Origin of the sequence: Pseudooceanicola marinus (assembly GCF_002786295.1) — a bacterium.
Lineage (GTDB): Bacteria > Pseudomonadota > Alphaproteobacteria > Rhodobacterales > Rhodobacteraceae > Pseudooceanicola > Pseudooceanicola marinus.
The window spans coordinates 47263-60354 of sequence record NZ_PGTC01000011.1; the positions used below are offsets into that span (position 1 = coordinate 47263).

At 65.6% G+C, this 13092-nt stretch carries 10 protein-coding genes; 3 read left to right on the forward strand and 7 right to left on the reverse strand.

Going from position 1 to position 13092, the window contains the following annotated elements; translation table 11 throughout:
• Nucleotides 1-38: 38 nt before the first annotated feature.
• Nucleotides 39-1394: an oxygen-independent coproporphyrinogen III oxidase gene (hemN, locus tag CVM50_RS07460; protein WP_085888608.1), complete on the forward strand. Its 1356-nt coding sequence runs from the start codon at nt 39-41 to the stop codon at nt 1392-1394.
• Nucleotides 1395-1478: 84 nt separating this feature from the next.
• Here hemN and CVM50_RS07465 read toward each other — a convergent pair whose 3' ends face one another.
• From CVM50_RS07465 to CVM50_RS07485, 5 genes are all read right to left on the reverse strand, one after another.
• Nucleotides 1479-3329, reverse strand: coding sequence for an ABC transporter ATP-binding protein (locus CVM50_RS07465; protein WP_408634053.1), 1851 nt, complete (start codon nt 3327-3329; stop codon nt 1479-1481).
• 2 nt (nt 3330-3331) lie between these two features.
• Nucleotides 3332-4483 carry an ABC transporter permease gene (locus CVM50_RS07470; protein ID WP_100148459.1) on the reverse strand — a complete coding sequence of 384 codons (1152 nt, stop codon included), beginning with the start codon at nt 4481-4483 and terminating at the stop codon, nt 3332-3334.
• Nucleotides 4484-4508: 25 nt separating this feature from the next.
• Nucleotides 4509-5597, reverse strand: a complete 1089-nt coding sequence (locus CVM50_RS07475) for a microcin C ABC transporter permease YejB (RefSeq protein WP_085888611.1) — start codon at nt 5595-5597, stop codon at nt 4509-4511.
• A 7-nt stretch (nt 5598-5604) separates the two neighbouring features.
• The gene (locus tag CVM50_RS07480) at nt 5605-7551 is read right to left on the reverse strand and encodes an extracellular solute-binding protein (protein ID WP_085888612.1); all 1947 of its coding nucleotides are present in this window, start codon (nt 7549-7551) and stop codon (nt 5605-5607) included.
• 231 nt (nt 7552-7782) lie between these two features.
• Nucleotides 7783-8307, reverse strand: a complete 525-nt coding sequence (locus CVM50_RS07485) for a c-type cytochrome (RefSeq protein WP_085888613.1) — start codon at nt 8305-8307, stop codon at nt 7783-7785.
• A gap of 140 nt (nt 8308-8447) precedes the next feature.
• On the opposite strand from CVM50_RS07485, the gene CVM50_RS07490 reads away from it, so the two are divergent.
• On the forward strand, nt 8448-9281 hold the full coding sequence (locus tag CVM50_RS07490; protein WP_085888614.1) for a prephenate dehydratase: 834 nt from the start codon (nt 8448-8450) through the stop codon (nt 9279-9281).
• A 26-nt stretch (nt 9282-9307) separates the two neighbouring features.
• Here CVM50_RS07490 and CVM50_RS07495 read toward each other — a convergent pair whose 3' ends face one another.
• On the reverse strand, nt 9308-9775 hold the full coding sequence (locus tag CVM50_RS07495; RefSeq protein WP_085888615.1) for an SRPBCC family protein: 468 nt from the start codon (nt 9773-9775) through the stop codon (nt 9308-9310).
• A gap of 61 nt (nt 9776-9836) precedes the next feature.
• Entirely contained in the window at nt 9837-10832 is a 996-nt protein-coding gene (gene nudC, locus CVM50_RS07500) for an NAD(+) diphosphatase (RefSeq protein WP_085888948.1), read from the reverse strand.
• A gap of 240 nt (nt 10833-11072) precedes the next feature.
• On the opposite strand from nudC, the gene CVM50_RS07505 reads away from it, so the two are divergent.
• Complete coding sequence (locus CVM50_RS07505; RefSeq protein WP_085888616.1) at nt 11073-13049, forward strand: bifunctional 2',3'-cyclic-nucleotide 2'-phosphodiesterase/3'-nucleotidase; 1977 nt, start codon at nt 11073-11075, stop codon at nt 13047-13049.
• The last annotated feature ends 43 nt before the right edge of the window (nt 13050-13092 follow it).

Below are 13092 nucleotides of genomic sequence, written 5' to 3' on the forward strand. Positions count from 1 at the left end.
CAATGCGCCGATCCGGCGCTTCGCTAAACCCTATTCTCATGGTCACCAAAACGCAACTTGAACGCCTGGGACTGTTTGACGCGAAAGTGCCGCGCTACACCAGCTACCCCACGGCCCCGCATTTCTCCGACGCGATCGGCTCGGGCGAACATGCGTCGTGGATCGAAGCCATCCCGGAAGGGGCCGAGATCTCTCTCTACATCCATGTGCCGTTCTGCCGGCGGCTGTGCTGGTTCTGCGCCTGTCGGACGCAGGGCACGCAAAGCGAAGAGCCGGTGCGCGCCTACATGGACACGCTGCTGGCCGAGCTGGACCTGCTGGAGGCGCATCTGCCGCAAGGCGTTCGCCTGTCGCGGCTGCACTGGGGCGGCGGCACGCCGACCCTGCTGAACCCCGGCATGATGGAGACCCTCGCCGGTCGCGTGGCCGAGGTCGTGCCCTTTGCCGAGGGCGCCGAGTTCTCCGTGGAGATCGACCCCAACGAGGTCGACGAGGCACGCCTTTCTGTGCTGGCCGCCGCCGGCATGAACCGCGCTTCCATCGGGGTGCAGGATTTCGATCCGATGATCCAGGAGTGCATCGGGCGCGAGCAAAGCTATGAGGTGACCCGCGACGTGATCGAGGCGATCCGCGCCCATGGCATCGAAAGCCTGAACGCCGACATCCTCTTCGGCCTGCCGCACCAGACCAACGAGAAGATCACCGAAAGCGTGCAGAAGCTGCTGTCGCTGTCGCCCGATCGCGTGGCCCTCTACGGCTATGCCCATGTCCCCTGGATGGCGCGGCGCCAGGGCATGCTGCCCTCCGACGCCCTGCCCACCCCGGCCGAGCGGCTGGAACTCTTCGCCACCGCGCGCAAGCTGTTCCTGTGGGACAATTACGCCGAGATCGGCATCGACCACTTTGCCCTGCCCGACGACGGGCTGGCCAAGGCGCAGAAGGCCGGAACGCTGAAGCGCAACTTCCAGGGCTACACCGATGACCAGGCCGAGGCGCTGATCGGCATGGGGGCCTCCTCGATCTCGCGTTTCCCGCAGGGCTACACCCAGAACGCGCCCGCCACAGGCGTGCACACCAAGGCGATCCGCGAGGGCCATTTCTCCACCGCCAAGGGTCATGCCTATCGCGGCGAGGACAAGATGCGCGCCCGGATCATTGAGGCGATTATGTGCGACTTCGGCGTGCGCACCGCCGAGATTGTCCGCGACTACGGCATCAGCGCAGCGACCCTGACCGCGATGTTCCGCGAGGTCGCGGCGCAGTTCGACGGCCTGCTGCGCGTGACCGAGGAGGGGCTGACCATCCCCGCCGATGCGCAGCCGCTGACCCGGCTGGTGGCGCGGGCCTTCGACGACTACGACGGCGCCAAGGCGCGGCATTCCTCGGCCATCTGATCCGGGGGCACGCATGACAAAGGGGCGCGGAGCGGCAGGCTCCGCGCCCCTTATTCCGTCAGGCGCCTGGCTCGGGCGGGGGCCTCAGCGGTCCATCGCGGCGGCGAACAACTCCTTGGTATAGTCCGCCTGGGGCGCGTCGAAGACCTGGGCCGCGGGCCCAGCCTCGACCACGTCGCCATGGCGCATGACCATCACCCGGTGGGACATGGCGCGCACCACCTTCAGGTCGTGGCTGATGAAGAGATAGGCCAGCCCGTATTTCTCCTGCAACCGGCGCAGCAGATCGACGATCTGCACCTGCACCGTCATGTCCAGCGCCGAGGTCGGCTCGTCCAGCACCACCAGCTTGGGCCGCAGGATCATCGCCCGGGCGATGGCGATCCGCTGACGCTGACCGCCGGAAAATTCATGCGGGTAGCGGTCCATCGCCGCCGGATCCAGGCCCACCTCGGTCATCACCTCGGCCACCAGCTCGCGCACGGGGCGGTCATCTGCGATCTTGTGCACCGACAGGCCCTCCGCGATGATCTGCTCCGCGGTCATCCGCGGCGACAGCGATCCGAAGGGATCCTGAAAGACGATCTGCATGTCCTTGCGCAGCCGCCGCAGGTCGGTCGTCGACAGGGCATGCACGTCGCGCCCGTCGAAGCGCACCTTGCCCTCGGACCCGATCAGCCGCATCAACGCCAGGGCCAGCGTGGTCTTGCCCGACCCGCTTTCGCCCACGATGCCCAGGGTTTCGCCCGCGTGCAGGGTCAGCGAGGCGTCGTTGACCGCCTTCACATGGCCCACGGTGGTCTTCATCAGCCCCTTCTGGATCGGGAACCAGACGCGCAAATGCTCCGTCTCCAGCACGACGGGGGCATCACCCGAGGGCTCCTGCGGGGCGCCGGTAGCGGCTGCGGACAGCAGCATCTGCGTATAGGGGTGTTGCGGGGCCGAGAAGATGGCGTCGGTCGGCCCTTCCTCGACGATCTCGCCGTCCTTCATCACGCAGACCCGGTCGGCGATGCGCCGCACGATCCCGAGGTCGTGGGTGATGAACAGCAGGCCCATGCCGCTGTCGGCCTTCAGATCCGCCAGCAGGTCGAGGATCTGCGCCTGGATCGTCACGTCCAGCGCGGTGGTCGGTTCATCCGCGATCAGAAGCTCGGGCTTGTTGGCCAGGGCCATGGCGATCATCACGCGCTGACGCTGCCCGCCCGACAGCTCATGCGGATAGGCCGTCAGCCGGGATTCGGCATCGCGGATCCCCACCTGTTTCAGCAGCGCGATGGAGCGGTCCCGCGTTTCGCTGCCGGTGATCCATTGCGCCAGCCGCGCCTTCAGCACGACCTTGCCCGCCCAGAGCACCGCCGTCAGGCCAAGCGCCCAGAGGACGGCGCGGAACAGCCGTTCCACCGCCTCGGTCCCGAAGGCGCCGAGGAAATCCAGCGAGGGTTCCTCGGGCGCCGTGGCCACGAAGGCCCCGTAAAGCGCCAGGAAGCCGAAGAAGACGATCAGCCCGATCAGCACCGGCACGGGTTTCAGCCCCATCCAGCCTTCCAGCCAGCGTTTCAGCCAGCCGCGCCCCTTCATGCCCTGGTGCAGGGCCATGCTTTCCGCCAGCTGCTTCTCGATCGTGTGCAGCGGGTTGAGGGAGGTCATCGGCTCCTGGAAGATGAAGGAGATATCGTTGCCCCGCAGCTTGCGCAGCTTGGCGTTCGGGGCATCCACCATCTCTTCGCCGTCGAAGGTGACGGAACCGGAGACATGGGCGTTCTCCCCCAGAAGGGAGACGGTCGACAGCGCCGAGACGGATTTGCCGGAGCCGGATTCGCCCACCAGGGCCACGGTTTCGCCGCGGTCGACGGCGAAGGACACCCCCTTCACGGCCTCGACGCTGTGGCCGTCCTGGGTGAAGGCGACGCGCAGATCCCGGACCTGTAGCATGCTCATTTGAAGGTCTTCCTGGGGTCAAAGGCATCCCGCACGCCTTCGAAGATGAAGACGAGCAGCGAGAGCATCACGGCGAAGACGACGAAGGCGGTGAAGCCCAGCCAGGGCGCCTGCAGGTTCTGTTTCGCCTGCAGCGTCAGCTCGCCCAGCGAGGGCGAGGAGCTGGGCAGGCCGAAGCCGAGGAAATCCAGGCTGGCCAGCGTCGAGATCGTGCCGGTGACGATGAAGGGCATCATGGTCAGCGTGGCGACCATGGCATTGGGCAGCATGTGGCGGAACATGATGACGCGGTTCGACACGCCAAGCGCCTTGGCCGCGCGCACATATTCCAGGTTGCGGGCGCGCAGGAACTCGGCTCGCACCACGCCCACCAGGGCCATCCAGCCGAACAGGACGGTCAGCAGGACCAGCAACCAGAAACTTCGGCCCAGGATCGCGAAGAGGATGATGATGATGTAGAGCGAGGGCGTCGACGACCATATCTCGATCACCCGTTGGAAGATCAGGTCGATCTTGCCACCGAAATAGCCCTGCACGGCGCCGGCGAAGATGCCGATGGCCGAGGCGGAGACGGTGACGATCAGGGTGAAGAGGATCGACAGGCGGAAGCCGTAGATCACCCGCGCCAGCACGTCGCGCTTGGTGTCGTCGGTGCCCAGAAGGTTCTGGTCGTTGGGCGGCAGCGGCGCCGCGCCCGGGCGTTCCACGGGGCTGTCGTAGGAATAGGGGATCGGCGGCCAGAGGGTCCAGCCGCGCTGGATCTCCTCACCCTCGACCACGCCGTCCTTCGCATCTTCCATCACCGCTTCGGGGTCGTCGAAACAGATGTCGAGGCCCCCGCTTTCGATCAGGCACTGCACCTCGGGGTCGCGATAGATCGCCTCGGTGCGGAAATCGCCGCCGAACTCCGTCTCCGGGTAGAACCTGAAGATCGGCATGTAGTAGTCGCCACGATAGCTCACCAGGATCGGCTTGTCGTTGGCGATGAACTCCGCGAACAGCGAGGCGCCAAAGAGGATCACGAAGAGGATCAGCGACCAGAAGGCCCGGCGGTTGCGGCGGAAGGACCGCCAGCGCCGCTTGTTCAGCGGCGACAGGAACCCCTTGGGGGCCTCGGCCACCGGGGCCGGCGCCTCCTGGCCCGGCATGCGTTCTTCGTCCATCAGGCTCATCTCACCCCTCCCGGCTTTCGAAGTCGATGCGGGGGTCGACGAAGACATACATCAGGTCCGACAGGATCCCGACCACCAGCCCGATCAGGCCGAAGATGAACAGCGTGCCGAAGATCACCGGGTAGTCGCGCGCCAGTGCAGCGGTGAAGCCAAGCCGCCCCAGCCCGTCGAGCGAGAACAGCGTCTCGATGATCAGCGAGCCGGCGAAGAAGACGCCAATGAAGACGCTGGGGAAGCCCGCGATGACGATCAGCATCGCGTTGCGGAAGACGTGGCCGTAGAGGACGCGGCGTTCCGTCTGGCCCTTGGCCCGGGCGGTCATCACGTATTGCTTCTTGATCTCGTCCAGGAAGGAGTTCTTGGTCAGCAGCGTCAGCGTGGCAAAGGCCGAGATGGTCGAGGCCAGCACCGGCAGGGTGATATGCCACAGGTAATCCAGGATCTTTCCGCCGAGACTGAGCTGGTCGAAGTTGTCCGAGGTCAGCCCGCGCAGGGGGAATATCTGCCAGTAGGATCCGCCGGCGAAGAGCACCATCAGCAGCACCGCGAACAGGAAGCCCGGAATCGCATAGGCCACGATGATGATGCCCGAGGTCACGTTGTCGAAACGCGAGCCATCCTTCACCGCCTTGCGGATCCCCAGCGGGATCGAGATGATGTAGGCGATCAGCGTGGACCACAGGCCCAGCGTGATCGACACCGGCAGCTTCTCGATCACCAGGTCGATGACCGAGACGGAGCGGAAGTAGCTTTCGCCGAAGTCCAGCCGGACGTAGTTCCACAGCATCAGCATGAACCGTTCCAGCGGCGGCTTGTCGAAGCCGAACTCCTTTTCCAGGTTGGCGATGAACTCGGGCGGCAAGCCACGGGCGCCGGCGTATTCGGAATTGCCGCTGCCCTCGAACATGTCGGCCGCATCATTGGCGCCGCCGGTAAAGCCGGCGGTCACGTCCCCCTGCCCCTGCACCTGGGCGATGATCTGTTCGATCGGGCCGCCGGGGACGAACTGGGTCAGGGCGAAGTTGATGATCATGATGCCCAGCAGGGTCGGGATGACCAGCGCCAGGCGTCTTAGGATATAGGCCCCCATGTCGCGCTTACCTCAGCGCGCCCGCGGCTCTCAGCTCTTCCGCGCGGTCGGCGTTGTACCACCAGAAGTCGAGGTAGCCGAGGTCGTAGGGCGGAATGTCGGGATGTTCGTACATGTCGTAGTAGGCGACCCAGTAGCCGGACTTGTACCAGGTGGGCACCATCAAGAACTCATGCCGCAGCGCCCGATCCAGGGCCATCAGCGAGGCGTCCTGTTCCTCCTGCGTCTCGGTTTCCAGCGAGGCATAGATGATGTCGTCGATCAGCGGGCTGGCGATGCCAGCCGGGTTGAAGACCGAAAACTCGGCCTCCGCGGAGCCATACATCTGCAGCAGGCCGGTGCCGGTGCCAAGGCCCGCGCGGTAGCCACCGTAGAGCATGTCGTATTCGCGGTCGCGGCGCCGGTTGGTGTACTGGCTGGGATCGACCACCTCGAACTTCGGCTCGATCCCCAGGGCCATCAGGTTCTGGGCATAGTTGTCCAGGATCGGCTGGACCGAGGGTGCCGAGGAGGAGGAGATCGGGAAGTCGAGGGTCAGCAGCTGGCCATTCGCATTGCGGCGCTTGCCGTCATCGCCCACGGTCCAGCCGGCCTCGTCCAGCAGCTCCATCGCGCGGCCGAGGTTACGGCGGTCATTCAGGCGGCTGGCGCGGCTTTCGTGCACGCCGCGCGCGGGTTCGGTGAACAGCTCCGGCGGGACCACGTCGCCCAGGCTTTCCAGGAAGGCCAGCTCGGCCCCCTCCGGCACACCCTCGGCCTGCAGGGGGGTGTCCTGGAAATAGCTCTCGCGATGTTTGAACAGGCCGTATTGCAGGCTCTCGTTCGTCCATTCGAAGTTGAAGGCCAGCGCGATCGCCTCGCGCACGCGCACGTCGGCGAACTTCTCTTTCGCGAGGTTGAAGACGAAACCGGTGTTGTTCGGTGGCATGCCGTCGGGCAGGTCTTCCTTGACCACATGGCCTTCCTGCACGGCAGGGAAATTGTACTGGTTGGCCCACTGGCGCGAGGAGGTTTCCTGGCGGAAGGTGTATTCGCCGGCCTTGAAGGCCTCGAATGCGGCGGAATCATCGGCGAAATATTCCACCCGAATGGTGTCGAAGTTCCAACGCCCCTGGTTGATCGGCAGGTCGGCGCCCCAGTAGTCGGGATTGCGTTTGTAGACGATGCGACGGTCCACGTCGTAGCTGTCCAGCATGTAGGGACCGGAACCGGGCGAAGTCTCGAAGCGCGGCTCATCCAGACGCGCGCCGGTTTCCTCGAACCATTTCTGCGAAAAGACGGTGCCGCCGCCCACTTGTTCGATGAGCGACCGGCGCGATACGCCATCGGCGAAGGTGAATTTCACCGTGTAATCATCCAGCGCCTCGGCCCCCAGGACCAGCTTCTTGACCCCGCTCGAGAAGCTGGGCAGCCCCTGTTCGATGAAGAGGTTATGCGAGAAGACCACGTCGTGGGCGGTCAGCGGCGTCCCGTCGCTGAACTTCGCCTCGGGGCGCATGTGGAAGATGACCCAGCTTTTGTCCGCGGGATACTCGACGCTTTCGCACAGAAGGCAGTAGGCGCCGTTGTAGTCATCCGCGGCCTCGCCCAGCAGGCTTTCGTACATCATCGACGACAGCGCGCCCGCGCGGCCCTTCACGGTGAAGGGGTTCAGGCTGTCGAAGGTGCCCGAGGCCTCAATCGCGATCTCGCCGCCCTTGGGGGCCTCTGGGTTCACGAAATCGAAGTGCTCGAAATCCGCGGGGTATTTCAGGTCGCCGAAGAAGGAATAGCCATGGCTGGTAATGATCTCCGATCCCTCGGCCTGTGTCTCGGCCGTGTCGTCCTGCGCGGGCGCCGGCCCGGCAAGGGCCACCAGGGCCGCCAGTCCCAGTCCCGACAGCAACAGCGTCGCCCGCCGGCTCGGCGACAGGGTCGCGGCAAGGGCCATGGCGCGGGGTTCGGGACGATTCATGGGACGCTCCTCGACTATGTTTGCAGGATGGGCGGCGGGGCCGCGGACCGCACAGGCGGCTTCCTTTGAGGACCTAGGCTAATCGCCACGATTAACCATGTTCAAGACGAGAATGCGTGAGCAGAGGTTACCAGAACCTTGCAGGCTCTTCTGCCCCCAAGAAAAAAGCCGCCCGCGCAATGCGCAGGCGGCCCTGATCCGTGTCGCGGACCTTTGCCGAGGCGTGGGGCGTTACTCGCTCACGCTCTGCAGGTAGGCGATGACGTTGGCGCGGTCCTCGATGTCGTCGAGACCGGCGAAGGACATCTTGGTGCCCGAGGCGCTGTTCCGCGGGTCTTCCAGGAAGGCCTGCAGGTTTTCCGGGGTCCAGACGTCGAAGTTTTCCTTCAGCGCGCCGGAGTAGCTGAAATCACCGACCGAACCGACCTCGCGACCGACGACACCATCCAGGTGCGGGCCGGTGCCGTTCGTGCCATCAACCTTGTGGCAGGCGCGGCACTTGTTGAAGACACGCTCGCCGCGACCGGCATCGGCGGAGGCGAAGACTTCCTCGAAGGACATCTCGGGTTCGGGCTCTGCAGCCGCCCCTTCGTCCGCACCGGTGTCGATGACATAGCCGCGCGCGTGCTCCTCGCCACCGTGGCCCCCGGCACTGGTGTCGTAAAGAACGTCCGCCGCCCAGTTGCCCAGCAGGAAGACCAGCAGCGTGCCGCAAAGGCCGCCAATGATCTTCGTTCCCGTCATCGTGTCAAACATGTGCGCTGCGCCCCTGATGAATCCGTAGCTAGTTGTTCGGCGCGTATCTATCCGCTTCCCCTCGCGCAAAGCAAGGTGTAGTTACCGCGACCAATCGCCCGATGCGGGCGTTTTGACGCAAACAACACGGAATTCCCCAGATGACTCGCCGAATTGCCTTCCAGGGAGAGCTGGGTGCCTATTCGCACCAGGCCTGCGTCCAAGCCTGCCCCGATCTGGAACCCCTCCCGTGCCGCACTTTCGAAGATGCGATTGCAGCGGTCAAGGAGGGCGCGGCGGAAAAGGCCATGCTGCCGGTGGACAATTCCACATTCGGCCGAGTTGCGGATATCCATTATCTTCTGCCGGGATCGGGATTGCATATCATCGGCGAGGCCTTCGTGCGCGTACACATCAACCTGATGGGCCTGCCGGGCACGAAACTCGAAGACATCACCTCGGCCACCTCGCATTCGATGCTTCTGGGGCAGTGCCGCGCCTTCCTGGCCGACCACGGGATCCAGCGGATCACCGGCGCCGATACAGCCGGATCGGCGCATCTGATCTCGCAGCAAAGCGACCGCTCGCGCGGGGCGCTGGCCAGCGAACTGGCCGCCGAGGTCTATGGCCTGGACGTGCTGGCCCGCCATATCGAGGACCAGTCGAACAACACCACGCGGTTCCTGGAAATGTCGATGGAGCCGGACCATTCCCGGCGCGGCGGCGGCAAGATGATCACCACGCTGCTGTTCGAGGTGCGCAACATTCCCGCCGCGCTGTACAAGGCCATGGGCGGCTTCGCCACCAACGGCGTGAACATGACCAAGCTGGAAAGCTACATGGTCGGCGGCAGCTTCACCGCGACGCAGTTCTATGCCGATATCGAAGGTCACCCCAACGATCCGCACGTCAAGCTGGCCCTGGACGAGCTGAACTATTTCTCCTCGCGCCTCGAAGTGCTGGGCGTCTACCCCGCCGACCCGCAGCGCGACTGAGCGGCGGCAGGCACGGCCCCGCGCCCTCAGCCGGGGCTGCGCGGCTTGCCCTCGATGGAAGCCGCGAACTCGGCCATCCGTTCGGCCACCCGTTTTTCGATGGTGCCGCGGGCCAGCCGCAGCGACTGGATCAACAAGCGGGCCGACAGGGTCTTGGGCTTGATCTCCGTCTCGATCCGAATGCGCGTGCGCGTGCGCGACAGGGCCACCAGATCGACCAGCACGCCGCCCTTCATCCCTTCCGAGCGCAGCTTCATCACCATGCGCTCCGGCGCGTCGAACTCGGTCACTTCCAGGCCGATGTCGCGCCGCTTGCCGCGCAGATCGAACCGCACGTCCCAGGCCGCGCCCACACCGGTGACCGCCGGGCGATCCTTGCGAGTCACCTCTGCGCCACGTCGAATCGCCGAGCGTTCAAAGCTGCGGAAATCCGTCACGCGGTCGAACACATCCGCGATCGGCGCCTCGATGTCTTCTTTCGCAACGATCTTCATGGATTAGCCACCGTAGAGGGGAAAAGAGGAACGCCTGTCCTTCACAAAATTGAACATCACGTCAAGCCAGCCTATCCGCAAGCCAATTGCGTAGGAGGAATTCCGCAATCGCGCCGCGTCGGGGCCGTCTGATCATCGGGTGGTCGCCGGCAAAGACCGTTGCCAGTTCTTCACGCGACAGCCACATGGCGTCTTCCAGCTCCACCGGGTCGACGGAGATCGCCTCGCTCAGGGCGGTGCCGCGACAGCCGAACATCAGCGAGTTGGGGAAGGGCCAGGGCTGGCAGCAAACATAGCGGACCTCGCCCACCTCCACCGCGGTTTCCTCCAGCACCTCGCGGCGCACCGCGGCCTCGATCGTCTCGCCCGGCTCGACGAAGCCCGCGGGCACCGACCACATCCCCTCGGGCCAGCCATGGGACCGGCCCAGCAGCACGTTCTCGCCCCGGGCGATCAGCATGATGACCACCGGATCGGTGCGCGGGAAATGCTGCGCCTGGCAGGTCGGGCAGCGACGCTGCCAGCCGGCCTCGTTGATCTGCGACGGCTGGCCACAACGGGCGCAGAAGCGATGCGTCTGGTGCCAGGAGAAGAGCCCCCGAGCCGTTGCGGCCAGCTCCGCCTCCTCCGGGGTCAGGTCGGCCATGATGGCGCGCAGGTCGCTGAACCCCTGTCCCTCGGCCAAGGCGGGGTGCTGCGGCAGCCCGCCCACGGTCCAGCCCAGCGGCGCGTCGCGGTGTTCCAGCTCCGGCGGTTGCCAGGCGGAAATATCCTGGGCGAAGATCACCGCCCCGTCGGCGGACCGGCCCAGCAGGATCGGCGCGGCGCCCAGCGCCTCGGCCAACACCGGATGATCCAGCGGCAGCCGCGCCAGCGCGCGATCCGCCTCACCACCCTCTGTTTCACCACCCTCGATCAGGACATTGCCGCGCCAGTAGAGCAGGGTCCGCGCCCCCGGCTCTGCCATCAGCGCATCCAGCGCCGTCGCATCCCCGCGCTGCTGCGCCAATCGGTCCAGCCCGGTGCCGCCGAAGGTCACCTCCTGATCCTGCCACATCATCCTGCCTGCCGTTCCTGTCACGTTGTTTCTGTCTCTTGCGCTGGCAGACTGCCCCGCCCCCGAAGGAAGCTCAATGCCCCCCACCGGGGACGGACACCGACCTTCGCCCATTTGCCACGCGCAAGGATCGGCGCGACTTCGCGTCACCCTGACAAAAGCCGCCCGCAGCGTTGTGCGTTATGCTAACGTCATGTGACGACGGCATTACCACGGTCACGTGCATTTCCGGAGCTTTCCATGACACTGAAACAATCCACCTCCCTGTCCCGCCGCAATTTCCTGGGCGGTACGCTCGCCGGGGCAACCCTGCTCAGCCTGCACCCCTTCTCCGCCCGCGCCGCCAGCGGCCAGGCGCACCTGCGGATCATGGAAACGACGGACCTGCACGTCCACGTCTTCCCCTACAACTACTACGCAGACCGCCCCGACGACACGGTGGGCCTGGCGCGCACCGCCGCCCATATGCAGGCAGTGCGGGACGAGGCGATCAACACGCTTCTGGTCGACAACGGCGACATCATCCAGGGCAACCCGATGGGCGACTACATGGCCTATGAAAAGGGCCTGGCCGAGGGCGACGTGCACCCGATCATCGCCGCGATGAACACCCTGGGCTACGACGCCGCAACCCTGGGCAACCATGAATTCAACTACGGCCTGTCCTTCCTCGAAAAGGCCATCGCGGGCGCCGACTTCCCCTTCGTCTCGGCCAACGTGGTGAAGGAAATGGCCGCCTCCCCCACGGGCGACACCACCTTCATTCCGCCCTACGTCATCCTCGATCGCCAGATCGAACTGGGCGACGGCACGGCCAAGCCGATTCGGATCGGCCTGATCGGTTTCGTCCCGCCGCAGATCATGACCTGGGACCGCGCCCACCTGGAGGGCAACGTGCAGGCCCGCGACATCGTCGACACCGCCCGCGCCTACGTGCCCCAGATGAAGGAGGAAGGTGCCGACATCATCATCGCCCTGTCGCATTCCGGCATCGGCGCCGCCGACCATGAAGAGGGCATGGAAAACGCCTCGGTGCCGCTGGCCGGGATCGAGGGCATCGACGCGGTGATGACCGGGCACAGCCACCTCGTCTTCCCCTCGCCCACCTACGACGGCTATGCGCTGGTGGACGTGGCCAAGGGCACGATCAACGACACCCCCGCCGTCATGGGCGGCTACTGGGGCAGCCACATGGGGCTGATCGACCTGCTGCTGGAGGCGGACGGCACCGGCTGGCGCGTCGTCGCGCATGAGGCCACCACCCGCCCGATCTACGAGCGCGGCGAGGATCGCTCGATCACGCCGACGGTGGAGAGCATGCCGGTCGTGCTGGCCGCGGCCCAGACCGAACATGACGCCACGCTGGAGTATGTCCGGGCGGAAGTGGGCCAGACCTCGGCGCCGCTGCAATCCTACTTCGCCCTGGTAGCCGACGATCCCTCGATCCAGATCGTCACCAATGCCCAGACCTGGTACCTGGAACAGATGCTGGCGGGCACCGAATACGCCGCCCTGCCGCTCTTGTCCGCCGGTGCGCCCTTCAAGGCCGGCGGCCGTGGCGGGCCGGAGTATTTCACCGAGGTCGAAACCGGCCCGATCGCGATCAAGAACGTCGCCGACCTCTATCTCTACCCGAACACCATCCGCGCGGTGAAGGTCACGGGCGCCCAGCTGCGCGGCTGGCTGGACCGCTCGGCGGGCATGTTCAACCAGGTGGAGCCCGGCGCCACCGACGCGGTGCTGCTGAACCCCGACTTCCCCAGCTACAACTTCGACGTGATCGACGGCGTGACCTACAAGATCGACCTGTCGAAGCCGATGATGTTCGACCGCGACGGCGAGAAGATCTCGGACGAAAGCCGGATCGTCGACCTGATGTACGACGGGCAGCCCGTCACCGACGAGATGGAATTCGTGGTCGCCACCAACAACTACCGCGCCTCGGGCGGCGGGCATTTCCCGGGCAACGATGGCTCCACCATCATCTTCGAGGGGCCGGACACCAACCGCGACATCATCGTGCGCTACATCGTCGAACAGGGCACGGTGAACCCCTCGGCCGATGCCAACTGGACCTTCGCCCCGATGGAGGACACCACGGTGCTGTTCGAAACCGGCCCGGCGGCAGCGAAATATGCCGACAGCGTCGAGGGCGTGACCATCGAACCCGCCGGCGAGGGCGAGGGCGGCTTTGCGCTCTTCCGCATCACGCTCTGATCCCGGCGCCAGCCGGATCGAAGGGCCGCCCCCGGGCGGCCCT